Source organism: Thalassotalea ponticola, assembly GCF_041379045.1.
Lineage (GTDB): Bacteria > Pseudomonadota > Gammaproteobacteria > Enterobacterales > Alteromonadaceae > Thalassotalea_A > Thalassotalea_A ponticola.
Map to the genome: position 1 here is coordinate 2,666,486 of NZ_CP166871.1, position 24,923 is coordinate 2,691,408.

At 45.0% G+C, this 24,923-nt stretch carries 16 protein-coding genes; 7 read left to right on the top strand and 9 right to left on the bottom strand.

Features of this window, described 5'->3' with window-relative positions; all coding sequences use genetic code 11:
• The first annotated feature begins 64 nt into the window (after positions 1 to 64).
• Entirely contained in the window at positions 65 to 2,323 is a 2,259-nt protein-coding gene (locus ACAY30_RS11625) for a S9 family peptidase (protein ID WP_290252794.1), read from the top strand.
• 92 nt (positions 2,324 to 2,415) lie between these two features.
• Here ACAY30_RS11625 and ACAY30_RS11630 read toward each other — a convergent pair whose 3' ends face one another.
• Both ACAY30_RS11630 and dinB read right to left on the bottom strand, forming a co-directional pair.
• Entirely contained in the window at positions 2,416 to 3,273 is an 858-nt protein-coding gene (locus ACAY30_RS11630) for an MBL fold metallo-hydrolase (RefSeq protein WP_290252696.1), read from the bottom strand.
• 161 nt (positions 3,274 to 3,434) lie between these two features.
• Positions 3,435 to 4,496 (bottom strand): DNA polymerase IV, encoded by a 1,062-nt coding sequence (gene dinB, locus ACAY30_RS11635; protein ID WP_290252695.1) that lies wholly within the window; start codon positions 4,494 to 4,496, stop codon positions 3,435 to 3,437.
• A gap of 239 nt (positions 4,497 to 4,735) precedes the next feature.
• On the opposite strand from dinB, the gene ACAY30_RS11640 reads away from it, so the two are divergent.
• Entirely contained in the window at positions 4,736 to 5,527 is a 792-nt protein-coding gene (locus tag ACAY30_RS11640; protein ID WP_290252694.1) for a MaoC/PaaZ C-terminal domain-containing protein, read from the top strand.
• A 186-nt stretch (positions 5,528 to 5,713) separates the two neighbouring features.
• Positions 5,714 to 6,067 (top strand): hypothetical protein, encoded by a 354-nt coding sequence (locus ACAY30_RS11645; RefSeq protein ID WP_290252693.1) that lies wholly within the window; start codon positions 5,714 to 5,716, stop codon positions 6,065 to 6,067.
• A gap of 104 nt (positions 6,068 to 6,171) precedes the next feature.
• Here the strand turns inward: ACAY30_RS11645 and ACAY30_RS11650 are convergent, their stop codons facing one another.
• The 3 genes from ACAY30_RS11650 to ACAY30_RS11660 form a co-directional block, all read right to left on the bottom strand.
• Positions 6,172 to 7,620: an aldehyde dehydrogenase family protein gene (locus ACAY30_RS11650; protein ID WP_290252692.1), complete on the bottom strand. Its 1,449-nt coding sequence runs from the start codon at positions 7,618 to 7,620 to the stop codon at positions 6,172 to 6,174.
• 63 nt (positions 7,621 to 7,683) lie between these two features.
• Positions 7,684 to 8,646 (bottom strand): low-specificity L-threonine aldolase, encoded by a 963-nt coding sequence (gene ltaE / locus ACAY30_RS11655; RefSeq protein WP_371190279.1) that lies wholly within the window; start codon positions 8,644 to 8,646, stop codon positions 7,684 to 7,686.
• A 41-nt stretch (positions 8,647 to 8,687) separates the two neighbouring features.
• Positions 8,688 to 9,803: a trimethyllysine dioxygenase gene (locus tag ACAY30_RS11660; protein ID WP_290252690.1), complete on the bottom strand. Its 1,116-nt coding sequence runs from the start codon at positions 9,801 to 9,803 to the stop codon at positions 8,688 to 8,690.
• A gap of 516 nt (positions 9,804 to 10,319) precedes the next feature.
• On the opposite strand from ACAY30_RS11660, the gene ACAY30_RS11665 reads away from it, so the two are divergent.
• Positions 10,320 to 11,855, top strand: coding sequence for an alkaline phosphatase (locus ACAY30_RS11665; RefSeq protein WP_290252689.1), 1,536 nt, complete (start codon positions 10,320 to 10,322; stop codon positions 11,853 to 11,855).
• 138 nt (positions 11,856 to 11,993) lie between these two features.
• Here ACAY30_RS11665 and ACAY30_RS11670 read toward each other — a convergent pair whose 3' ends face one another.
• The gene (locus ACAY30_RS11670) at positions 11,994 to 13,139 is read right to left on the bottom strand and encodes an alcohol dehydrogenase family protein (RefSeq protein WP_290252688.1); all 1,146 of its coding nucleotides are present in this window, start codon (positions 13,137 to 13,139) and stop codon (positions 11,994 to 11,996) included.
• A gap of 342 nt (positions 13,140 to 13,481) precedes the next feature.
• Between ACAY30_RS11670 and ACAY30_RS11675 the strand changes: the two genes are divergently transcribed.
• Both ACAY30_RS11675 and ACAY30_RS11680 read left to right on the top strand, forming a co-directional pair.
• Positions 13,482 to 15,359 carry a BCCT family transporter gene (locus ACAY30_RS11675; RefSeq protein ID WP_290252687.1) on the top strand — a complete coding sequence of 626 codons (1,878 nt, stop codon included), beginning with the start codon at positions 13,482 to 13,484 and terminating at the stop codon, positions 15,357 to 15,359.
• Positions 15,360 to 15,884: 525 nt separating this feature from the next.
• Positions 15,885 to 17,918, top strand: a complete 2,034-nt coding sequence (locus ACAY30_RS11680; RefSeq protein ID WP_290252686.1) for a polysaccharide lyase family 1 protein — start codon at positions 15,885 to 15,887, stop codon at positions 17,916 to 17,918.
• Between the two features lie 378 nt (positions 17,919 to 18,296).
• Here ACAY30_RS11680 and ACAY30_RS11685 read toward each other — a convergent pair whose 3' ends face one another.
• From ACAY30_RS11685 to ACAY30_RS11695, 3 genes are all read right to left on the bottom strand, one after another.
• A complete protein-coding gene (locus ACAY30_RS11685) occupies positions 18,297 to 18,662 on the bottom strand; it encodes a diacylglycerol kinase (protein ID WP_290252685.1) in 366 nt (121 codons plus the stop codon).
• Positions 18,663 to 19,203: 541 nt separating this feature from the next.
• On the bottom strand, positions 19,204 to 21,657 hold the full coding sequence (locus tag ACAY30_RS11690; protein ID WP_290252684.1) for a TonB-dependent receptor: 2,454 nt from the start codon (positions 21,655 to 21,657) through the stop codon (positions 19,204 to 19,206).
• A 1,145-nt stretch (positions 21,658 to 22,802) separates the two neighbouring features.
• A complete protein-coding gene (locus ACAY30_RS11695) occupies positions 22,803 to 23,051 on the bottom strand; it encodes a hypothetical protein (RefSeq protein ID WP_290252683.1) in 249 nt (82 codons plus the stop codon).
• Positions 23,052 to 23,380: 329 nt separating this feature from the next.
• Here ACAY30_RS11695 and ACAY30_RS11700 point away from each other — a divergent pair, with 329 nt between their 5' ends.
• On the top strand, positions 23,381 to 24,766 hold the full coding sequence (locus tag ACAY30_RS11700) for a lyase family protein (protein WP_371189920.1): 1,386 nt from the start codon (positions 23,381 to 23,383) through the stop codon (positions 24,764 to 24,766).
• The last annotated feature ends 157 nt before the right edge of the window (positions 24,767 to 24,923 follow it).

The following is a 24,923-nucleotide window of genomic DNA, read 5'->3' on the forward strand; positions in this document are numbered from 1 at the left end:
CATTAGATAACAAGACGAGAGTTTTACCTTGGCATTATTTCACACAGGTCAGCTTGCTAATGCTATGCGCGGCATCCTAGCAACCATTGCACTTTGTACCTATTCCGTTTCAGCGCAACAGAATGTCACCGCCACTGAGCCTGAAAATGACACCAGTAACTCACTTACTATCGAGCGTATTTATTCAGCGCCATCATTACACGGCCCCGGTACTAAACAACTAAAATACAGCCCTAATGGCAGTACCATCACCTATTTGAAAGGCAAAGACAGTGATGCAAACCGCTATGACTTATGGCAATACGATATCGCCAGTGACGCTCATTCACTATTAGTGGACTCGGATTCCATTTACACTGGCAAAGAAGAGCTAAGCGACGAAGAAAAAGCGCGTCGTGAGCGCATGCGCGTTTATGGTTCCGGTATCATGGAATACATTTTGTCGTCAGATGGCAAGCGCATTATCTTCCCTATTGCCGGTGACCTGTATTTATACGACCTTGATAAACGCCAGTCTCGACGTTTGACCGATGACGTATCGTATGAAACAGACATCAAATTTTCGCCAAAAGGACGCTACGTATCGTTTATCAAAAACCAAGACATTCAAGTCATTGACCTTGATAAGAACAAGCTTTACAAGTTAACCAAAGACGGTCGCGGCCTAATAAAAAATGGCATGGCTGAATTCGTAGCACAAGAAGAAATGGATCGCATGACTGGCTATTGGTGGTCGCCAGACGAAAAGCATATTGCCTTTTTAAAAGTCGATGAAACACCCGTAAATGTTGAACTGAGAAATGAGATCTACGCCGACGAAATTAAACTTTACGAGCAACGCTACCCAAGCGCAGGCAGTAATAACGTGCATGTTTCTCTGCACAGCGTTGAGCTAGCCAATGGCAAGATAAGCGATTACAGCCTAGGTGAAAATCAAGATATTTACATCGCTCGCGTTAACTGGACGCCTGATTCAAAATACATTGCTTATCAGTGGCAAGATCGCGCTCAGCAAAACCTAAAGCTTATTTTTCAGCGAGTTAAATCTAAATCGAAGCGCACGGTAATCGAAGAAAAATCAGCGCATTGGATTAACTTAAATCACGACTTACACTTTTTAAGCAAAACAGATTCGTTTATTTGGGCTTCTGAAAAGGACGGTTTTAAACACCTTTACCTATACGATTATCAAGGCAAACAACTGGCCCAACTCACCCAGGGTGAATGGGTGGTTGATCAACTGCTTAGTGTTGATGAACAACAAGGGTTGGTGTACTTCACGGGGCGCGAAGACACGCCACTAGAGAAACACCTGTACAAAACCACACTTGATGGCAAAGCACCAAAACACGTGATTCGCATCAGTAAGCGCGGTGGTTTCCACAACGTGACCTTTGCTAAAGACAACAGCAGTTATATCGATCACTTCAGCAATATCAATACCCCGCCGCAAGTGAGCGTGCACGATATCAATGGTCAGATAAAAACCTACCTACAAGAGAATAAACTGGATAACAGCCACCCGGCATTTGCCTACCTCAAAGACAAAGTACAACCTAAGTTTGGCTCAATAAAGGCCAATGACGGCACTACCGATTTGTATTACAAGCTGTATCAACCTAGCAACTTGGTACCGGGCAAAAAGTATCCAGTCATTGTTAAAGTATACGGCGGACCGCATGCACAACGCGTGACCAACAAATGGGAAGGTATCGACTTCACCCAGTACTTAGTGCAACAGGGGTATGTGGTATTTCAATTAGATAATCGCGGTTCGAACTATCGCGGTACAGCGTTTGAATTTGCTATTCACAAACACTTGGGTAAGGTTGAGTTAGACGATCAAATCAGCGGTGTTAAATTTTTGCATAGCTTGCCATTTGTCGACCCTCAACGCATCGGCATTTACGGTCACAGCTACGGTGGCTATATGACACTCATGGCGTTATTTAAAGCCTCAGATTACTTTAAAGCCGGTGTCAGTGGCGCCCCTGTTACCGATTGGATGTTATACGACACCCATTACACTGAGCGCTACTTAGCTCATCCGAAAGACAATGCACAAGGCTATCAAGCCAGCTCTGTTTTTGATTACGTCGCTGATTTTGACGATCAACGCAGTGCCTTATTCTTGTACCACGGTATGGCGGACGACAACGTGTTGTTTACCAATACCACCAAGCTTATCAAGGCGATGCAAGATCAAAACAAACAGTTTGAGCTAATGACTTACCCAGGCAGTAAACACAGCATGCGCGGTAAAAAAGTTAAAACGCACTTAAACCACGCTATCGTTAACTTTTTTGATCGTCGATTAAAATAACCCAGAACATTGCCAACAATAAAAAAGCGCGACACCTAATGTCGCGCTTTTGCTATCTGTACTCGAGAGTCTCAGGGTTTTGTCTCACTGGGCTATGGCGCCAACTCGGCAAGAATGGTATTGAGCCAACGCTCTTCATCAATAAATTGCCAACTCCACGCTTTGTACTTCTCGCCTAGTCCACTGGCAATGATCTCATCCTTGCTTTTCCCCGACTTTAACGCCGCATCTACCGACGCGATCGAATACTCTATCATCTCAATGACTTGTTGAACGCCCTGCTTGTTACTCAATTCACCGTGGCCAGGAATGATCACCACATCATCGGGATAGGTATTAATAATAGACTTAATATTGGCGAGGTAGCCTTTAACACTGCCTCCCCCGTTTAAATCGATAAACGGGAATCGCCCTTGAAAGAACAAGTCGCCCATGTGCAATACATTCGCTTGCTTGAAGTAAACAACCGAATCGCCATCGGTATGGCCCTTAGGTAAATGCGATAAACTAACCTGCTCGTCACCGATATAAATAGTTACCCCATCATTGTAAGTAACCACGGGTAAATCCGCTGCACTTTGCTTATCATTGGCAGCGACGCGTTTGCGCACATTGTGGTGAGCAAATATCGGTGCTGATTTACCAAAATGAGCGTTTGCTCCGGTGTGATCACCGTGATAGTGAGTGTTGACCACATACTTTATTGGCACGTCTTTAATGTCTTTCATCGCCGCTTCAATCTTATCGGCCAGTGGCGCGAATTGGTCATCAACGAGAACAAAGCCATCGTCGGTTGCCAGCAGGCCAATATTACCGCCCATGCCCTGTAACATATAAACATTGTCAGCCACTTTGTTGGTGCTAATTTCAACTTGGTCAAAATCGGTGGCACTGTGTGCACTGACGCTAAGCAACGAACAGCACAATGCTATTAATGATAGTTTTTTCATTAACTTACTCCCCTATAATATGAATCATTAAATATGACGGGTTGTTACAAAAAGATCAAAGTCTGTCGGATATTTTAACGCTGACTAAAACGATGGTAGCTTCAACTTAAGGGACAAGTCTGCGCAAGGTGGCTATTGTACAAGGTTTGCAAAGCAAGTGATTAGCTTAAGTCTAAACTCAGCTGTGGTTTGGTGTCGGTTGCTCTATCAACAGACTTGAACATCACATGTAACCCCAACAACCGCACCTTTTTTCCCGATCCTCGTGCCAATGCCCGTTCAAGTTGCTCAGCGAGCATCGCTTTATCTAAGACATGAGTGGTGTTTTCCACAGTCGTTTGACTGAAATCATTAAACTTTACTTTAACTCCCTGAGATTTTATTTGTCTGTGCGTCACCCTTGACAGCCGCTGTTCAAATTTAGGTATGAGCTGATTAACGGCGCTTAAACACTCGCTCAAGCCACTGATGTCATCCATTAATGTAGTTTCTAGGGCCAGAGACTTGCGCTCTCTCGATGGTTGTACAGGCGACTCATCTATGCCATGCGCCCGCTGATACAAGCTCATACCAAACTTGCCAAATAAGCGGGTTAGCTGTTTCACTTCACACGCCCGAACGTCAGCGCAGGTCTGCAGGCCATGACGCTGTAGCTTGGTTAACGTTTTTGGGCCGACACCGGGAATTTTTGCCAATGGAAGCTGCTCAACAAATTGGCTTACGTCTGCTGGCGCGATAACATACTGACCGTTGGGTTTGTTTTCATCCGAGGCAATTTTGGCTAAAAACTTGTTTGTCGCAATGCCCGCAGAGGCGGTCAACGATAACTCGTTTTGGATATCTCTGCGAATTTGCTGGGCGATCAAGGTTGCGCTACCGCCACATTGTTGGCTATCGGTGACATCGAGATACGCCTCGTCTAACGACAGCGGTTCGACAAGCTCGGTATAACGATAAAAGATCGAGCGCAATTGCTCTGATACCTGTTGATAAACAGACATTCGAGAGGCAACTAAGGTTAAATGCGGGCACAATTGTAGAGCTCGCTTAACCGACATAGCGGAGCGCACGCCGTATTCGCGCGCGATATAATTGCACGTAGAAACGACACTGCGTTCACTGCGACCGGCAATTGCAATGGGAATATTTCGCAAGCTTTCATCATCACGAGCCTCAACGGCGGCAAAAAAGCAATCCATATCGATGTGAATTATTTTACGCATGGTAGCTACCCAACAACGCAACCTCAAAAAAAAACAACTGTACGAGTGTACAGTATAATAAAGTTAATCTTGTCAATGCAAGTGAGTTAATTCACTTGTTGAGATTAAGATAATTTGTGACTATCTGTGCGCTTTCACATACAATAAAACTATAAGCAGTTATGCGATACCAATATGCCTCAATGCGACTCAACCTTGTCGATCGCACCACAGGCACCAATCAAGGCTAAACACTGAACATGTATCATTACTTTAAGTTGCTCACCAAAAGACGCCGAAGTCAGTTCTTCAATGAATTCAGTGTTAGCTATGATATTGCACCAATTAAACAGCAGAAAATAGATGCCTTTCGCCAGTTTTACGATTTAGCTGATGACCAACAGCTACCGGCGAGCTACGCCTTTATTGCCGGCTTTGAAGCCATGTTGAACACACTTAGTCACCAACATTTTGCGTTTGCACCACTGGGGTTAATTCATCTGAGTGCCGAGTTTAAGCAGTTCGCGCCCATCGATTATCAGCGACCGTTTAGCGTGGACATTAAAGTAAAGCAAAACCGCCGCCATCCGCTTGGCAAGTTAGTACAGCTGGAATCTAAATTTTTTCAAGATCACCACTTGTGCCTCATTAACACCAATTGCATGTTAAAAAAACTCACATCTGCGAGCACAGACAGCAGAGTAAAAGGCCAACAAACGTTTAGTGGCACAACTGACACTTGCGTTAACGCAGATACCGCGCGTGCTTACGCAAAAGTCAGTTACGACTACAATCCCATTCACATCAGTAAGCACTTAGCTAAGCTATTTGGTTTACCCGGTGCGATTATGCACGGCATGTATTTTGCGCACTGGTTATTGATCCGCGAAAACATACACCAACAACGGGTTAAGTTTGAATTTAAGAAGCCGTGCTTGTTGCCCACCGAAGTGGGTATCGCTCAACGTGATAACCACTATCACATATTCTCCGGTAGTGACGACTTACACCTGGTGATGAAAACATTTGATAGCGCCGCTCAAGAGGCGTAAATACCCTCAACAGAAACAAGGGTGTCGTTTTCAATCTACAGTGTTACAATCTAGCCAAGCGTTTTAGCTCGGCCTGAGAACACGTAGCGCACACCGCTTGGAAAGTCTGTTGCCGTCAAATTCCGATGCCGTAATCGTGCTAAACTCGCTTGTATATTGATTTGCTTTAAACACTGAGGAAATACTATGAAGTTTATTCGCACCTTAATTATTGCTGCAGCCAGTGCAGTCCTCGTTGCGTGTGGTGGTCATGGGTTTGAGGGGGAATATAAAATTGCCTCAGCATCAGAAGATGATATTTTGGGAAGCTTAGCCGAACAGTTCGCTTCTGATACCGTTATTGTTATCGGTGCCGATTTCGTCGACACCAATGGCAAGCGAGAGAGCTATGATAAAATTATCGTCCGCGAATCCGGCACCAAGCGTTATTTAGTGCTGATTCGTCAAGACCAAGAACAAGCTTGGGAAATTATCGACAACGATACCTTAGTGCAAGGTTCTGGCTTTTTAAAAATGACGTTAAAACGGATAAAATCCTAGCCCGAAAACGCCTCATTGAGTACCCTGTCTAGCGTGCTTAATTACGCTCGACAGACAGGGTAAGGTCAACGATATTTGCCTTACCCTGCCCGCATGTCAGTTAACTATGACGGCCTATCCATATCGCTTGTCTGACAAAATATCGCTTGTAATTCAATATATTCGCGCAACCCTTCAACGCCCCACTCTCGACCATTACCCGATTGCTTAAAACCGCCAAACGCACCATAGGTGTTAAAGTAATGCCCTTGCAGATAACACTGACCGGCGCGCAACTGCTTGCCGATATTTAGTGCATCAGCGGTGTTCGCCGCATATACCGCCGACGCCAACCCATATGCGCTGTCATTGGCTATTTCAATCGCTTGTTGTGTTGACTGATAGCCAATGATACACAATACAGGACCAAAAATTTCTTCTTGAGCAATCGTCATATCATTACTGACATCAGCAAAAATGGTGGGCATAACATAGGCACCATGTTGCAGTTCGCTAGGTAACTCAACGCCTCCCACAATCAACCGAGCGCCTTCATCGATGCCGCGTTGAATGTAATCGATGACGCGCTGTTGTTGCTGGGTCGAGCTCAGCGGCCCCATGGTTGTGTGCTCACTACGCGGATCGCCGACTGTGTAAGAATTAGCGATATCCCGAGCAATATCTAACACCTGTTGGTAGTGGCTAATCGGCACCAGCATACGGGTTAACGCACTGCACGTTTGTCCACTGTTGGTCATCACGTCATGAACCCCAAAGGCGACTGCCTGCTCAAGATCGGCATCATCGGTAATGATCAAAGCCGATTTACCACCAAGCTCTTGGCAAACTCGTTTTACCGAGGGCGCTGCGGCTTGGGCAACGCTGACGCCGGCGGCAGTCGAGCCAGTAAACGACACCATATCAACATCGGGATGTGAACAAAGGTGTGTACCTATTTGGCTACCGTAACCGGTAAGTAAGTTAAATACCCCCGCAGGCAAGCCAACTTTGTCGCATATCTCGGCAATGATCAGATCTTGCAATGGTGTTTGTTCAGACGGCTTAACAACCACGGTGCACCCCGTTGCCAGTGCGGGACCGAGTTTACCGACCAACTGTGATAGCGGGTAGTTCCACGGATTTATCAACACACAAACACCAATGGCATGTCGATGGTGTTGGCCACCTGGAAACGCTTCTGTTTGTTCGACATAATCGGTCATATCGGCAAATTGTCGAAACGCGTCAATACTGTCTTGAACTTGCATTTTACGAGTTAAATTATACGGGCAGCCCATACTGTCGCTAATGGCTGCGGTGAGCTCCGCTGCACGTTGCTGCATTTCATCGGCTATGGCGTTTATAAAATGCCGACGCTGTGCCGCCGAGGTTGTTGACCAACTGGCAAACGCCTGTTTGGCTGATGCCACTGCGCGATCGACATCATCGGCACTGGCACTGGCCGTAATGGCGATGCATTTGCCATTTGCCGGGTTGGTTACCTCAATGCGATTGCCATTTGTTACCGGTAATTGCCATTGTCCATTGATATAAAAGTGTGAATAGGTGTTCATAGAATATTCCGCGTACCGGCTGTGCTTTGTTAATAACACTCAATAACTCTAACAATGTTTAAGTTATTCAGCGCACTGTTGAAATAATTCAACAATCGCATCTATCGCTTTATCGTCAATATTTAAGTGAGTCACCAAACGCATCGACTCGCCTTGAGGTAATACGATATTCGCAGCCTGAGCGTTGCTCTCAAGTCGCGCGCGCATGTCGCGGTCAACCTTTACGTAAAGCATATTGGTGTACGCCTTTGTCAACGGCAGCGTTACACCGGCAACTTGACTAAGGCGAGTGGCCAACTGCTCTGCGCGTTGATGGTCATCGGCAAGGCGCTTAACATTTTCCGTTAGAGCGTAATGACCAGCCGCCGCTAAAATACCAGACTGACGCATACCACCACCGAGCATTTTTCGCCAATGACGGGCTTCGTCAATCAATGTTTTTGAACTGACTAACAGTGATCCAACTGGTGCCCCCAACCCCTTGGATAAGCAAATTGACACGCTGTCAAAGTCTGCAGCTAACTGTGCCGCACTGCACTTGGTATCAACCGCTGCGTTAAACAAACGCGCCCCATCTAAGTGCATGCGCAAATTGTAGTTATTGGCTATATCGCGAACGGCCGCGGTGTAACCGGGTGGTAAACTGCGTCCGCCATGGGTGTTCTCTAAGCAAATTAACTTGGTTCGCGCGTAGTGTACATCTTTCGGTTTAATCGCATTTTCAAGTTCGGTCAAATCCATTGTCGCATCGTTGGCCAAGGCCACAGTTTGCGGTTGTATGCTGCCCAGAACGGCCGCTCCGCCACCTTCGTAAAGGTAGGTGTGTGCGGCGCTGCCAACAATGTACTCATCTCCTCGTCCACAATGCGATAGCAAGCCTAGCAAATTGCTTTGTGTACCTGTTGGGCAAAATATCGCAGCTTCTTTATTGAGTAACTCTGCGGCATACGCTTCAAGTGCATTAACGCTAGGGTCTTCGCCGTAAACATCATCGCCAGTGGGTGCTTGAGCCATCAAACGACGCATGTTTGCACACGGTTGGGTAACGGTATCGCTGCGCAGATCGATTAGTTGTGCCACGGTGTTTGACCTCGTAAAGTAAGTAACTTGCTGATGTAATCTTCGCGGTTGGTATAACCACCGGCTAAGTGTCTAAAGCCGCTAAATCCAGTGCGAGCGTGTAATGCTCGCCAGTTATCAAACCATACGGCTCGACCGGGTTGTAATTGGAAGTTAATTTGAAAAGCGGGATCGTTGAGTAATTTTTGAAACAATCCATAGGCGTGATAGAACGCTTTTTGCTGTTCGTCGCTCAACATAAATGGACTTCGGTCGTAATTATTGAAACAAATTTGCTCAAAATCGCCGGCGCTATTTTCGGTGATCACAGGGTGCTGACCGCGCAACTGGATGCCTGGCTCAATATAATGAGCCGGAACTTTCACTTGGGTTAATGTTTGGTACGCACTCGGATCTTCATCTTTTATCACTTGTGCTATTTTAAAGCCGTCAGCAAACTGATTAAAACCGCCCTCACCATCAAAAGCCAAACAGTGCAATAACTGTAACCCCGGAGGGTCAATGGTATAAGTTCCATCGGTGTGTAAGCCAATGCCAACACTTGTATATGCGCTGTCACTATGAGCTTGATTGTTAGAAAAATCCCATAACCCGCCGAAAACCGTTTCGCGAATATAACCGACTTGCTCTAGTAATTTTTTTGTCGCTTGCATGTCCGAAGGCATGCCTGAAAACGTCACCACGCCATACGCTTCTATGGCTTCTAAAACGGCGAGAAAAGACGCTTCGCTATCAACAACTTGTTGGTAATCAAAATCGGGCACATCGTTTTGTAATTCGCTAGCCCATAATCGATACGCCGGCTTAGACGCAGGCGTTACCGCCATTTGGTACAGAAAGTCAGCGCGGTATTCACTGACAATGTCATCATCAGTCCAAAGAATACGCAAAACTGCACCGTCGTCGCTTGCTGATACTCGAGTGGCAGCAGTCGACGGTGGTAGCGAGAATGTATCGACATCGCGCTGCATGGTACTTGGATTGAGACTGGTTTTATCGGTACTGTGATCGCGTAGCCAAAACAAGCTAAATTGTTGGGTTTGATTATCGGCAAAAGTGATGCTAACCGCATCTCCCGCGCATTCACATTGCTTAATATACATAAAAATTCCCTGAAAAAATTTACTGCACCTTGTCGTCCGCTAACAATAAACATTCGCACCCGATAACAAAAACGCTCCAACGACTGAGCTGACAGAGGCAAAATTTACCAAGCTAGTTCAATCCATTACGTGACGTTTGAGCTAATTTGCAGCACCGTAGGTGCATCAAAGTAAACAATATGACGACGTTTCTAATTAGTCCCACACTGTAACAAAGCAAGATTTGCATTTCCATTACAAATCAAACTAAAACACAATTATCACAAGGTCTTACCTACGGTTGTAACAGCGACGACAAAACCGTTAGAGCCCGTTCACTGGAGCCACCAAAACCCGCTCTTATTCGTCAACAAAGGCAGGCCAGTAAGCCCGCTTAAAAACGACAATCAACATCAATGCATTAACCTAGACAACACTGAGAATACAACTGGCATGGTTAAACTCAAGAGGGTGAAAGCATCATCAATCACTGGTACAATCGAGCGCAATATTACTCGTTCAAACCATAAAACAATAATGAAACGCATATCCCTGTTACTGTTAGCCAGCGCCCTCACCACATCCATATCGTTTAACGCTTTTTCGCAAAATATTAAAAATGTGATTTTGCTTATTGGTGACGGTATGGGACCACAACAAGTGAGTTTACTGGAAACCTATGCCCGCTTTAGTGAACAGTCCATTTACCAAAATCAACCAACGGCATTAAAAACCCTCGCCGACAACGGTGTTATCGGCATGTCGCTTACCAACCCCAAGGAAGCCATTGTTGTTGACTCAGCTTGCTCAGCCACGATGTTAGCGGGTGGAATAATGACCGCATCAGAAGTGATTGGTATTGATGCTAATGGAAATTATATCGAAACCATTTTAGAAAAAGCTCAACGCCTAGGCAAAGCAACGGGGTTAGTGTCGGATACGCGCTTGACCCATGCTACGCCGGCGGCATTTGCCGCACATCAAGCACATCGCTCACTGGAAAACAGTATTGCTGAAGATATGATTAACATCGCCCCTGATGTGATGTTGGCCGGTGGTTTACGCCATTTTATTCCTCAGTCCGTGAACAACAACCAGCAAATTCATCGCTCGTTCAGCGAGCTAACGCAACACAGCTTTGAGATAAAATCTAAGCGCACCGATGACAAAGATCTCTTGTTGCAAGCGCAACAGCAAGGATATCAACTGGCCTTTAACCGCCACATGCTCGAGCAGGCTTCAGGCGACAAGTTACTGGGCTTATTTGCCAATTCGGCGATGATGGATGGCATAACTTACAGCCAGCGCAAGCACGACGAACAGCGACAACAACCGTCGCTAGCAGAAATGACCAATAAAGCGTTAGATGTTTTATCGAAAACAGACAAAGGTTTCTTCTTAATGGTCGAGGGTGGCCAAATTGACTGGGCTGGACACAGTAATGATGCCGGCACTATGTTGCATGAGCTAATCAAGTTTGACGAGACCATAAAGCTAGTATACGAATGGGCTAAACAGCGAACTGACACGCTGGTTGTGGTTACCGCCGACCACGAAACCGGTGGTTTTGGCTTTAGTTATTCATCACACAACGTACCGAGCCCTGAAGCTCGCAGCGGCAAAGCGTTTGCCAACAGAGATTATGCACCGAAGAAAAACTTTGCATCGCTTGATATTTTAACCAAGCTCTATAACCAACAAAAAAGTTACGACAATATATTTGCCGAGTTTAAAAAACTCGACCAAGCCTCACAAACGGCGTCGACGCTTGCTTCGCTAGTAAATCAATACACTCAATTTCCGATCACCTCAGAGCAAGCAGAGCGTATTTTAGCGCGCCGCCCCGATACCACAAATGGCGATCAGTTAGACCGCATATACTCACAACACTACAACGTGCACTTACTGGGTAAGGCGCAATCGACTGAACAAAATACGGTGTGGGGAACTGGTACCCATACTCATACACCGGTACCTGTTTTTGCTTGGGGGCCTAAAGAGCTCATTTTACCGCTGTCAACACTGATGCATCACGCGACACTTGGGCAATACCTGCAAAGCCAGATAAAGTAACCAGTGATGGTGCTAATGGTGACTTAGAGTGAGTAAAATCTAACCGCGTGAAGCGCGCATCGGCTTTCGCCAAGCCGCTTGCTGCGCTACGGCTTTTGTTGCGACTACCCTGTTATGTGATCAGAACAGCAACGATGTTCAGCTCTCAAGGTCTATCGCGCTCGGGGGGATCAGCACAAAATTACCAACGTGTTTTTTTTGCATGAACTCCCGTTGGGCTAATTCTATATCTTTTAGTGGGTACGTTTTTGCTAGTAGCGGTTTAATTTGCTGATTTTCAATGTAGCTGATCAGGTTAGTAAACACCGGCTCATCCCAAACAGTACAACCTATCAAGGTTAAATCCTTCAAGTAGAAGTCTCGCATGTCAAAGGTCACAATGGGGCCAGCTATGGCTCCTGATGATACGTAGCGCCCACCGCGTACCAATAATTTGAGTTGCTGTTCAAAGTCAGCGCCAGCAACATTGTCGATAATAACAGTAACGGCAGACTCACCGAGCTCACTGAGGAGATTGGTGCCTCGAGTGAAGACAACGTCGGCTCCCAAGTGCTGCACCGCGCTACATTTTTCTTTGCCTACAACAGCGATAACCCGAGCACCTCGCCTCTTTATCAGTTGTATTAAAGCCGAGCCAACGCCACCGGAAGCCCCTGTCACCAGCACCACATCTTCAGCCGACACCTTGGCTCTGTGCACCATATTTTCGGCGGTGCCATAGGAGCACGGAATCGTTGCCAGTTCGGCATCGGTCCAATCGCTTCGAACCGCAAAGACTTCACTTGCTGGCACGGTGACATATTGCGCGAAGGCACCATCAAAATCAGATGCCATCCAGATATTATCAAGTGACTCAAAACCTGATACGCGCATACACGATCGCACTAACACCCGTTGACCGATATCTGGGCTCTGTGCCCCTTCGCCATAAGCGACAACTTGACCGCAACAGTCAGTGCCTTGAATTAACGGAAATGGGGTTTTGTCATTCCAACCGCCATCTTCTACAACACTATTTTTCGGCACTGTTGAAACGTCTTTAGTGCTGTTTTTTACTGACGATGAATACCAGCCCAAGCGCGTATTAATTTCGGTATTATTCACACCTGCTGCGAGCACTTTGATTAGCACCTCGTTGGCTCTTGGCGCGGGGATCGGTACGTCAGCGTACTGCAACTTATCGTAGCCACCGTTGCCAGTGGTCACGACCGCTTTCATCGATGGATGCGTGTTATTCAATTCAAATCGATCAGGTTCGCTGTTTTGTAAGTAACTAAGGTTCATTATTTCCCCTTCACTATATCTGCAGGTACGTGCAACTAACAGACAAAAGACTTGTACTCACGGGTCAACCGAGAATTTTGACTGAAGACAATTAGCGACAAACTATTAACGACAATTTGTCGAACGCGCGATACCACGGTGCTGGCTATCGCCTCCATTAACTATAGTGGCTTTTAACTACCTGCCACTAATATCTAAAAACCCATGATTGGTGCTCTTTGCATGCTAGAGCTCAATTAGGTCACGAGGTGCTCTTACCAAAACCGCTATTTATAAACTAGGCTTAAGGCATGCTGAAATCACAAACGGGTAGATAAACACACCGCTAAGGAGTCATAGGCTATGCCACTTCCACACTTAGAACGGATTGATCGCTTTACGTTTTTGTCTGCAATAGGTCTACTGCTCATCGTCACCATTCCACTGATTATTTGGCCAACTCAAGGGGCATTGTGGGTGGCTCATGCCAGATCATTTATGACAGACCAACTCGGTGGTCTCTACCTTTTATTGGGCTTGGCGTCGGTGTTATTTATGCTCTACGTTATTTTTAGTGATATTGGCAACATTCACTTAGGCGAGGTCGGTGAACGCCCTGAGTTTGCAACTGGTAGCTGGGCAGCCATGTTATTTTGCGGTGGTATTGGCGCCAGTATTTTATACTGGGCGCCATTAGAGTGGGTTTACTATTATCAAAATCCGCCATTTCAGGTAGAACCGGCTAGCGATGAGGCGGTGCGCTGGGCTGCAACCTATGGCATATTTCACTGGGGGTTTATCGCTTGGTCGATATATTTAATTCCAGCGATTCCCATTTCTTACTTTTTTTATGTGCGCAAAAATCCGGTACTGAAAATATCAACCGCTTTAATGCCAGTTATAGGTGAAAGCAGAGCCAACTCAACGTTGGGTAAACTGATTGACGTACTGTTTATATTTGGCTTGCTTGGCGGTGGGGCTACGACACTGGGTTTGGCGGCGCCATTAATTACTGAAGGGTTGAGTAACCTCACCGGTGCGCCGAAAACTATCGGTGTGCAAATTGGTGTGCTGCTGGTGTGTACCGCCCTGTTTGCTTATTCTGCCTATGCGGGGCTATCCAAAGGTATCAAGCTGTTATCTAATTTCAACTTTTGGGGAGCCTTGGCGTTACTGGCGTTTATTTTTATTGTCGGTCCAACGGTGTTTATGTTTGAAACAGGGCTAGACGCATTTGGTCGAATGCTCACTAACTTTTTTTCGATGGCGACATGGACCGAACCATTTGGCGGATTAGCGCAATTTAACAACACCCACTTTCCGCAAGATTGGACCATATTTTATTGGGCGTGGTGGTTAGTATTTGCGCCTAGCATGGGCTTGTTTATCGCCCGTATATCCCGGGGTAGAACTATTAAACAGATGATTGTCGGCTCGATATTTTTTGGCTCGATGGGCTGTTTTGTGTTTTTTATGGTGTTTGGTAATTACGGTCTTTACTTACAACTCTCTGGTGATCTGGATATGGTTGGTATACTCAACGAGCAAGGTCCCACTGCCGCCATTTTTGCCATGCTTGAAACGCTGCCGTTATCGACCTTAGTGATAGCGGTCTTTACGTTACTTGCTATTGTCTTTACCGCAACCACCTTTGACTCAATATCGTATATTCTCGCTTCTGTTGTTCAATCTGATATCGGTGAAGAGCCAATGCGTTGGAACCGCCTATTTTGGGCGTTCGCCTTGTCTTTTATGCCGGCAACACTGTTGTTCTTAGGTGGCCTAAACACCCTACAAACTGCCGCCATCGTCGGCGGTTTGCCGTTACTGTTGATTGCCGTTATGCTCGCCTGGTCTGCTGTCAGCGCTGCGCGCATTGATTTAATGCACCACCCGGAATACCAGGATCCGGTAATAAATATCGAAGAATTACCCGATATATCACCTTGGTCAGACGAGGGCATTGCGTTAAAACGCTTTGAAACCAGCAGAGACAAAGCAACGGAAGCGGCACAAGCTCAACGCGATGCGCTTGACGCATTAATGGCATTTAAAGCTGAGTGCAATCAAGATGTTGACAGCCAATTAACCGAGGCACAAGAAAAAACCTTGGCTAAGCTTGAGGCTGATGTTTTAGCCGCAGCGGAAAATAAAGCCGAGGCAACGCGTCGATCGCAAACGGCTTGGAGCGACTTTATGCAAGCCAACGTTGAGCGCGATGCCAAATTAAAAGAACAATAAAACCCAATTCGAGCACGGCGCAACCAACTCAGCACATGGTTTCGTTGCGTCGCCTATTACCCCAATCGCAGTGCTAACTGCATCTGTATCTAGAGTAACAGTGCGATAACAGGGCTACTACCGAATAAACCTACTGATAACGAATGGAGTGTTTTTTTAAACGCTTTATCGCCTAGTAACTTCCTTCCCACTTAAAAATAGATACCCTTTACATATCATCCACATACACATTAATGGTGCTGTGTAGCTGCATTCAGTGACAACGAACCATGAATAGACGCTGAGCCGAGGTGTTTCAATTTGTTACAAACTGGGCGGTTGAAATAAGAGATACTTTTTGTCCAAAAAGCTTAATAGCCTCGCGATGAAGGCGAATTTCAGAGGCTGCGTTAGAGGGGTTCTGGTGTTGAAATTATTTGCGGTCGATGACAACGACACGCGCCCTATCAACGGTTATTAGCCCACTAATCTAGCCCGAAGTTTTATAAATTAAGCCAATTGAATAAAGTTTTGATAAGGTAGTTTATGTTTACAAAAATTATACGCTCGACACTGTCGTCGTTGTTGCTGGTGTTAGCCGTCACGGCGTGTTCCAGCGACGAACCAACAAGCGAAGATAATCTCGCGCGAAAAGTTGACGCTTTTTCATTTACAGCGCAGTACGAGCAACCTCTTAATACGCTGGTATCATCAAATCCTGTGGTTATATCGGGTGTTAAGTCAAAAGCCAAACTCAGTATTAGCAATGGTGAATACGCCGTTAATGGCGCAGCCTTTACTAATAAAAGTGACTTTATCAGTAACGGCGATACGTTAGTGGTACGCGTATTAAGCGCAAACGATTATGAGCAGACCACATCAGCATCGGTCGCTATTGGTGGTACCAAAGCAACATTTAAAGTAACAACGCGATCAAATCCACAACAAAGCGTTGTCGATACAACGCCAGATGCGTTTAGCTTTATCAATGCCACTGAACAAACACCATCATCGCAAACCACATCAAATAGCATTACCGTTACCGGTATTAACAGCGCCACACCTATAAGCATCACCGGTGGTCAGTACAGCGTTAATGACGGTGCGTACTCAGCCACACAGAGCACCGTGAACAATAACGATAAGGTAACCGTGCGGGTATTAAATTCAAGCGAATTCAATACTGCCGTTACGGCAACCTTGTCTATTGGCGATATCAGTGCAACGTTTAAATCAACCACGAAGAGTGAGCAGCCTGTTGAGATTACCGATTCAAGCTTTCAAGGGTTTGTAGGTAACACAACAGGTGGCGCAGGTGGCCAAGTCATTAAAGTGACCAACTTAAACGCCAGTGGCCCAGGTAGCTTGCAATATGCCGTTGATCAGCCTGGTGCGCGTATTGTCGTTTTCGATGTATCTGGTGTTATTGATGGTGATATTACCATTAGTCACGGCGATTTAACCATTGCAGGGCAAACGGCACCTGGTAATGAAGGGGTGACTATTCATGGTCACTTGTACACCCGCTATATTGCCGACCCGAATAACAGCTTTGGCAACATCATCGTCCAACACATTAGAGTGCGTCCTCCTATTGGTCGAAAGTCGCCATCACAGCACGATGCCATTCAATTTACCTCGAACAACCACATCATCCTTGATCACGTAAGTACCTCGCATGCAATTGATGAGAATATTGATTTTTACACCGGGGCAAAAAACATTACCGTGCAGTGGTCTATTATCAGCTTTCCGCGCTATACCAGTCTTCACCCTAAAGGACTTGGTCACAATTACGGTATGATCAATGGGCCTGACGGTGGCGCAATTTCAGTACACCATAACCTATTTGCCCACAATAGACGACGTGCTCCGGCCATCGCTTATGGACCCGCTGATATTCGCAACAACGTGATTTACAACAGTCGAGAGGCCACAGTACACCACAACCCAGCAGATGGTGACTTCAATATCATCGGTAACTATTACATCGATGGCCCTAGTGAGACCTTGCTACCCCTGTGGTTAGATCCTGAAAACTCAAATCCACAACTGTCTTACTATTCGTTTGATAATTATGTGGATGATCCAAATAAGCCGTATACCGGTTCGTTTGCTAACCCATTTGTCGAACTAACGGATTACTACTTTTATAAAAAAGGTGTGGTAACCGAAGATATGTTTAACAACCAGCAGCCTATCGACTTTACTAATCTGCCGGGTTACGAGCCAATTACCACCCATAGCGCGGATATGGCGTATGAAAAAGTACTGCGTTGTGCTGGCGCATTTCCTCGTGACGCAACCGATCTTGCCGCTATCGACGATGTGATCAACCGAGCGGGTGAGTACAGTAATAATGAGCCTGTTTTATCAAGTCGTTCAACGTCGCGTGATACGGCATCACAAGACAGCGATAACGACGGTATGTTAAATAGCTTTGAACAAAATAACGGTCTTAACCCAAATGACCCAGATGACATTCATACCGCAATGGGTAACGGAATGTCAGCAATTGAGGTGTTCTTGCAACAACGAGCAAAACAAATCATGGCTGACGCACCCGAATGCTTTGAATAAATAGCACAGAGAACGCTAGAAGGAGCCGCATCAATCGGCTCCTTTTGTTTTGCCCAAATAGCCTGCATCCCGATATTATCTCGACACCTCGCCTTGGCTATGCTGTATTTCTGCTCTTAGCTAAAGATAACCCTTTGATATCAAATCAGCTGTCAGGCGCTATCAGGATCGATATGAAGACTTGCCACAGTGCCTACCAGATTTTACTGACACTGAGTAATAAAAGAGAAAACAAAAAAGCAGATACGGCCGAATAAGGCTCGCAGTATTCGTATACATTGCTATTCGATTAAATTAAAAAATAGCAACAAAGTTCAATCAAGCAAAGTTTAAGGTAAACTCAAAGCGACCTTGTAATAACGCCAAACCGTCTAAATTTTAGATCAGTATGGCGAGCCAAGTGAGACTGGCAATGACGATACTGACCAACACCGCAGCGGAGCCTAAATCTTTCGCCAGTCCAGATAAAGGGTGGATTTCTAGCCCTATTCTATCGACCACAGCTTCTATCGCAGTATTTACTATTTCAGTAAAGATAATAAATAAAACCGCAATAATTAAAACGACCTGTTCGGTAAAACTGATATCAAACAAGAATGTGATTGGAACACAAATCACAAGAAGAAAGAGTTCTTGAACAAACGCCTTTTCATTTTGAACTAACCAACGAAATGCTCTAATCGAGTTAAGGGTAGCAAGATAAATTCGCTTCAGGCCTTGAGGTTTGTTGTCACTATCAAACATCAGTTAATTAGTTCCTTAAATTAATTGTTACAGATGAGGTAACATCACAGCCTGTTTTATTGCGCTGTTCATCCAGCCCTCGTCATAACAAACACAGTTTACTCTGCACTTTTTATAAATGGATAAATTAGCAAACAAACTAAGACGCTGACAAGGGTCACATCAGCCATGAAATTAATCAATAATGAAGATTAATTTTCTCAATAGTATATATGCCGATGGTGGTTGAAGAGCTTGGTGATTGAAAATGCTAGCAATAGTTCAGCCGTGCGTTCACCCGAATGCAAGTTACTCTAAGCTCACGTTAACTAGAGCACCAAAAGCAAAACTTAAAACCGAATGCCCGTAAAGGCAAGGGATTTTGAATTTGAGCAATTCACCGACAAACGATTCAAATTATTGATTTCATTGACATCGACATGAATTAAAAAGTAAATCTCTAGGATCACCTGCAGTTTGAATTTCACCAATTAATCGTGCAGTTTTTTAAAAAGAGAAAAGGCACCCGAAGGTGCCTTTAAAGTTCAAGGAAGCTTATTTATTAAAAACTGGCGCGCAAGCCTACGCTAATACTGCGTCCAGGTAGTGGTGCAACATCTTTTAAGAAAGATGAGTGAACTCGAGCTTCTGTATCGAATACATTATCAAGTTTTAAAAACAACACCGTGTCATTACCTATACCATCTAAGTAATAATTAGCATGTAGGTCAACCATGGTATAACCGTCGGTCTCAGTTTCTAAAGACGCTAATTTATCTTGCTCAAAGTAACGGGTAATGTTGATACCAGCATCAAAATTGTTCGCCTGATACTGCATGCCACCGCCGATGCGCAGTGGCGGAATACGCGGTAGGTTGCCACCATCAGACAATTGTGCGCGAATATAATCAGTAAACAAGTTGGCTTTTAGAGATGCATTTAACTGATAAACCAGTTCCGCTTCAAAACCGTACATGTCGACATCATCTTGGCGATACACAAAGATTGGTAGACCTTCGCCCTCATGCGCTCCTTCTTCCGTTTCTCCCGGCACAGGCTCGTCTGCATGCGCGTCATGATCGTGTAGATCGCCATCTTCAAAAATAAAGCCAGTGTCTTGTTGATAATAAAAATCATCCGAGTGGTTATAGAAAACACTGGCGACAACCCCCAGATCTCCCGAGAATTTACGCCACGTCAAATCAAGGTTATACGAGGTTTCAACCGCTACGCTCTGATCAGATAACTCAATGTGATAACCATCGCCTTCTTCGTGTAACTCGTACAAGGCACCTAACTCAAAGCTATTGGTACCAATATGAGGTCCGTTGGAGAATAACTCAGCCGCAGATGGTGCGCGCTGTGAGAAAGCAAAAGAAACCCCTAAGTTATAACCGGGTTGGTAATCCCACACTAAACCTGCCGAAGCACTGACTGGGGTGAAATCCTGCTTGCTGAGCTCGACCTCTTCGTGTTCACCCTCCTCATCGGCGTGTTCATCATGACCATGGCCGGGCTCAAGGGTAACGTGTTCAACACGAGCGCCGAGTTGCAATAATACATCACCAAAATGTTTTTCTTCCAACCAAGCAAACGCTACCGTATCGGTTTTTGATGGTGGTGTGAATGCTTCTTCACCCAGTGCCTCAAAGTCCGACTGCTTATAATGCAGCGTCCAAGCACCTTTAAAACCCTGATATTCGCGATGATAAATATCGAATTTTGCTTCCCATAGTTGATTTTTGAAGGTGGTTCCAATTTCACCACCTTCAATTTCCTGATGCTGGTAATCAGTATAAGAAACTTTAGAAGCAAGTCGGTTTACAAAATTATCATCAAAGCGAAGGTCACTTAGCATCTGAAAACGATCTTGGTTTAAATCACCAAATACCGATTCTTCTTCATGCGCCTCTTCAACTAACTCACTCTCAGCATCAGCATGCTCGTCATGTGCATGCTCATCATGTGCATGACCTGGAATACCGTATGTACGGTCAGTTCGCCCATAAGAAAAACCAATATAACCATTGTCTAACAGGTAACTGCCACCAAGGGTAAAGCCTTTGGCGTCATTTGACGTGTTGGCCAAGCGAGAACCACTCTCTTGATGAGTTTCTTCTTCATGCACACCTTCTTCGTGCTCTTCATGTTCGTTGTGTTCTAACTCAGCTAGCCCCGGAATTTTGTAATCATTAGCTTCACGCCAAAAACCATCGAAATGAACCACAAATGAATCGGTACCGGCATTAATATCGATGGTGGCTAAATCTTCATCTGCAACCGTATTGTGTTGCAATGAGAAACCGACACTTTGCTCTGACTCGGTTGGAATGCGTTTATCAACCACGTTTACAACGCCACCAATTGCACCGCTACCATAAAATAAGGTTGCCGGTCCGCGCAGTACTTCAATCTGGGTAGCTGTTGTGGTTTCTGTAGACACAATATGATCCGGTCCAACGCGCGATGCATCCCCCGCGTCTAAACCATTTTGGGTGATCAAAACACGCGGGCCATCGAGTCCGCGAATAATTGGACTACTGGAAACCGGGCCAAAATAACTAGAGTGCACCCCTACTTCGTTTTTCAGTGTTTCACCTAGCGTTGAAGCTTGCTTTAAACGCAATTCATCAGCACTTAACACATTCACAGGCAATGCTGATTCCATGGTTGATGAGTGCAGCGGCGTTGCATAAACATCTACAACATCCATTACTGATGGTGAAAGTTTGACAATGATGCTATCAACATCACTGCCAGAGATGGTTAAATTGTGATTTTTGTGAACAAAGTAGCTCGCCTCAACATGAAGCTCAACTTTACCATCGGCCACATCGGTTAGGGTAAAGTGGCCATTCTCATCGGTAACTACCCTATTTTGTGAAATGCTGACTTCGGCATTAGCAACGCCCTTGCCCTGATTGTCGATAATAATGCCGGATACGGTTGCAGCCCACGCAGGGTTTACCATAGATAAAGCCAACGCAGTGGCGGTATATAAACGATTTAAACGCATAAAAAACATCCTAAAATACTCAGTTGGAAAAAGGGCGTCGCCAGCAATACACGATGCAGACAGCATAGCCTGCATCAATTAGCGCAAAATATTAGAAAATGGGAATTGCTGATAGTACGAGCCCCGAAGAACGAGAATCAGATGATATTGGGAGGCCCGCGACAAGTAACTGCACGCGTGTCTGCTGAACTGTAAGCCGGTCGCTGTAGACATAATTGCGCGTAACTCGCAATCTGAAGCGGATGTTGTAACTCAGTTTTTTCAAGCTTATTCAGATCAGCGGCAAATTGCCAACAAACCTGACAGTGCATGTGATTCGACAGAAAGTCGTGCTCTGCCTGATGATAACTTGAAAAGATAAACGTGACGAGTAACAGCCCGGCACACAGCAGCCCCAGCGCCTTGCGGCCTGAAACGTAGCGTGTGAAATTGTGCAGTATTATTGCAGTCATGTTTACCTGTCTGTCATTAGCATGAATGCTGTCTATTAACTGGGCATGGTCTTTGTTGAACAGGCGCACATTCGCTTGCCCCAGACCTGCCAATATCAGCAATCACAAGTTGTGTTATATTATCACACTTAACTAACCAAAATGACAAGTCTACACCACAAAAATGTGTGACTCTTTTCAATGTTTATTGAAAAAATCATCGAATAGTTTAATGGATAACACAAGGAACAGTTTGAATTGTGCACAGACTTAATGATTTTTTCGCTACAGCTAAATTATCACCATAGAGTTTACCCTCTTGGCGGAGTGAATACTGGAAATGTTTTTCGAAACATAAACTCTCACGACAATTCAGGGTTATACCTATTTAGCTGCGAGCTGTGTAAATTTCCAGAAGGGAGAGGAAGCGATTACTATATGGAAAGGAATTGCGCTTATATTGAGATAGAGAACTAATCTACATAATAAGCTCTCAATGAGTAATTGAGAGCTTATTATTTGCTATCGGATACTGTAATGAGTTACATATTGATACTAGTGGCGTGTAGTGGACTACTAATTAACGTCTCCCTTAATTACATCAATTAATGAACTAAAACAAAGCATAGCTACGCATCTGCCTCTGGTTAATCAATAAACTGCGCTGGCCGCCGGCGCTAACCTTCGGTAGTTGTAATTGTTCGCGAGCATCAACTAACTCCTCGTTTGGTCATCGCTTTTTAAGCTAAGTATCAGTAGATAAACGATTGTTAGTTCAGCATCAGCAGTACGATTATTTTCTACTACATCGTTTAGCGTTACGACTTTATTCAATAGCTTTTTAGCCCAAGCTTGAGCCTTTCGTTTACTTATATCTAGGTGCTCTAGGTCATCGTACTTAAAGATGCCTGAAATAAATAATGTTGCGATAACGTCTTTATGGAATTGGCTAATTTCTTTCATGAGTAAGTTCTCTGCTCTTTTTGATGTAAGAGCAATCTAGCTCACTTAATAAATTAACAAAGCTTAAAAAAGGCTCGAATTCTGTCTAATTTTAAAGTATTCAAAATAGTCGCCGTTAAGTGACGTTAGTTTTTCATTGGCTTTTCCTGTCCCCTGCGTGACTACACGGTGAAACGCACAGATAGTTGGTAGCATTATACGATACGGTACAATATTGACCTGTTGGTAATATCACCTCCCAAGTTAAGCAAAGTTATACTGGTAACAACATTTACTGATAGTGCGTTGGCTATAATGAGGTGACAATCACCTAATAACCGAGATAGTCCATGGACGAGTTACCATCGCCGATACTTTGGGGTAAACAAACAACACTATCATTAAAGTATTTTGATATTGGTGAGCACAAGTTTTCATCCGATTTCATCTATGCATTGGTTGAAATAAAACGTGCTTGCGCTGCCGTAAACTACGAGCTAAATGTTTTATCAGTATCGCAAATGCAAGCGATAGTTAAAGCGTGTGACGAGGTATTAGCCGGAAGCTTTAACGAACAGTTTCCCTTACGAGTCTGGCAAACCGGCTCTGGTACGCAAACGAACATGAACGTCAACGAAGTACTTGCCACAATAGCAAATCAGTTGTCTCAAAGCGGAGACACCGATAACACTCATTGCAATGTGGAGCTGTTACATCCGAATGACCACATCAACCGTTCACAGTCGTCTAACGATGTTTTTCCAACAGCCATGCACATTGTTGTTAGTCAATGGACAGAAAGAAAATTACTCCCCGCAATTAACGTATTGCAGCAGCAACTGCGATTGAAACAGGGCGAATTTACCCGTGAATACTCTGTCGCGCGAACTCACTTAATGGATGCTATACCCATCGACGCAGGTGCCTTATTATCAGCCTTTGACAGTCAACTTGAATTGTCAAAAGTAGCAATAACGGATAGCTTGCAATATGTCTATCGGCTGGCCATTGGTGGCACTGCCGTTGGCTCTGGTGCTAATGCACCAAAGGCATTTGGCAAGATGGTCACCCATCAGGTTGCAGAACGTTTACAGCTCCCTTTTACACAGGATGAAAATCTTTATGCTGCGGTGAGTGGCGAAGATGTCATGATCCGCTACAGCGGTGCGTTAAAGCAATTAGCTTCAGCCTTGTTGAAAATAGCTAATGATTTTCGCCTGCTGGGTAGTGGGCCTCGGTGTGGTTTAAATGAGTGGAAGCTACCCGCCAACGAACCTGGCAGCTCAATAATGCCAGGGAAAGTAAATCCAACTCAGTGCGAAGCTCTGAGCATGGTGTGTTTTCAAGTCTTCGGTAATGACCTTACAACGTCTCTAGCGGGCGCCAACGGTCAGTTACAACTTAACGCCTGTCGGCCGGTAATTATTCATAATGTGATGGAAAGTATCTCATTGCTAACCGACGCCATATTATCGTTTGCACACAATGCAGTTATGGGGTTGGAACTCAACAGCGAACAAGTACAGCATAATATGCAGAAAAACTTATCGGTTATTACCTTACTTACCGAACAATTAGGCTATGACATGGCGGCGAAAATCGTTCAAAAAGCACAGCATGACAATACCTCTTTAGCACTATCCGCTGAGTCACTTGGGGTATGTTCAGTAACAGAGTTTGAACAGTTGATAACAACCAAGCTTAAAGAGCAAAAGCGTAGTGATAATACTAACTAAGAGCCATTACTTAGCAAGCAATCTTGGTCTACATAGTTACTCTGATACCCTAGATAAGGTTAAAATGACACACATTACCAGCTAAGTTTGGCAAAGTATTGACGAGCCACCTTACTAGCGAGGTAAACAGACCATATGAAAGCCCCCAATGTCACTG

Excerpts from the sequence above, each read along its gene's own strand:
- ACAY30_RS11665 (WP_290252689.1), top strand. The coding sequence starts at position 10,320 with ATGAAACGCATATCCCTGTTACTGTTAGCCAGCGCCCTCACCACATCC.
- ltaE (WP_371190279.1), bottom strand. The coding sequence starts at position 8,646 with ATGCGTCGTTTGATGGCTCAAGCACCCACTGGCGATGATGTTTACGGC.
- ACAY30_RS11630 (WP_290252696.1), bottom strand. The coding sequence starts at position 3,273 with ATGAAAAAACTATCATTAATAGCATTGTGCTGTTCGTTGCTTAGCGTC.
- dinB (WP_290252695.1), bottom strand. The coding sequence starts at position 4,496 with ATGCGTAAAATAATTCACATCGATATGGATTGCTTTTTTGCCGCCGTT.
- ACAY30_RS11685 (WP_290252685.1), bottom strand. The coding sequence starts at position 18,662 with ATGTTTGATAGTGACAACAAACCTCAAGGCCTGAAGCGAATTTATCTT.
- ACAY30_RS11670 (WP_290252688.1), bottom strand. The coding sequence starts at position 13,139 with ATGAACCTTAGTTACTTACAAAACAGCGAACCTGATCGATTTGAATTG.
- ACAY30_RS11660 (WP_290252690.1), bottom strand. The coding sequence starts at position 9,803 with ATGTATATTAAGCAATGTGAATGCGCGGGAGATGCGGTTAGCATCACT.
- ACAY30_RS11640 (WP_290252694.1), top strand. The coding sequence starts at position 4,736 with ATGTATCATTACTTTAAGTTGCTCACCAAAAGACGCCGAAGTCAGTTC.
- ACAY30_RS11690 (WP_290252684.1), bottom strand. The coding sequence starts at position 21,657 with ATGCGTTTAAATCGTTTATATACCGCCACTGCGTTGGCTTTATCTATG.
- ACAY30_RS11695 (WP_290252683.1), bottom strand. The coding sequence starts at position 23,051 with ATGAAAGAAATTAGCCAATTCCATAAAGACGTTATCGCAACATTATTT.
- ACAY30_RS11700 (WP_371189920.1), top strand. The coding sequence starts at position 23,381 with ATGGACGAGTTACCATCGCCGATACTTTGGGGTAAACAAACAACACTA.
- ACAY30_RS11680 (WP_290252686.1), top strand. The coding sequence starts at position 15,885 with ATGTTTACAAAAATTATACGCTCGACACTGTCGTCGTTGTTGCTGGTG.
- ACAY30_RS11675 (WP_290252687.1), top strand. The coding sequence starts at position 13,482 with ATGCCACTTCCACACTTAGAACGGATTGATCGCTTTACGTTTTTGTCT.
- ACAY30_RS11625 (WP_290252794.1), top strand. The coding sequence starts at position 65 with ATGCGCGGCATCCTAGCAACCATTGCACTTTGTACCTATTCCGTTTCA.
- ACAY30_RS11650 (WP_290252692.1), bottom strand. The coding sequence starts at position 7,620 with ATGAACACCTATTCACACTTTTATATCAATGGACAATGGCAATTACCG.
- ACAY30_RS11645 (WP_290252693.1), top strand. The coding sequence starts at position 5,714 with ATGAAGTTTATTCGCACCTTAATTATTGCTGCAGCCAGTGCAGTCCTC.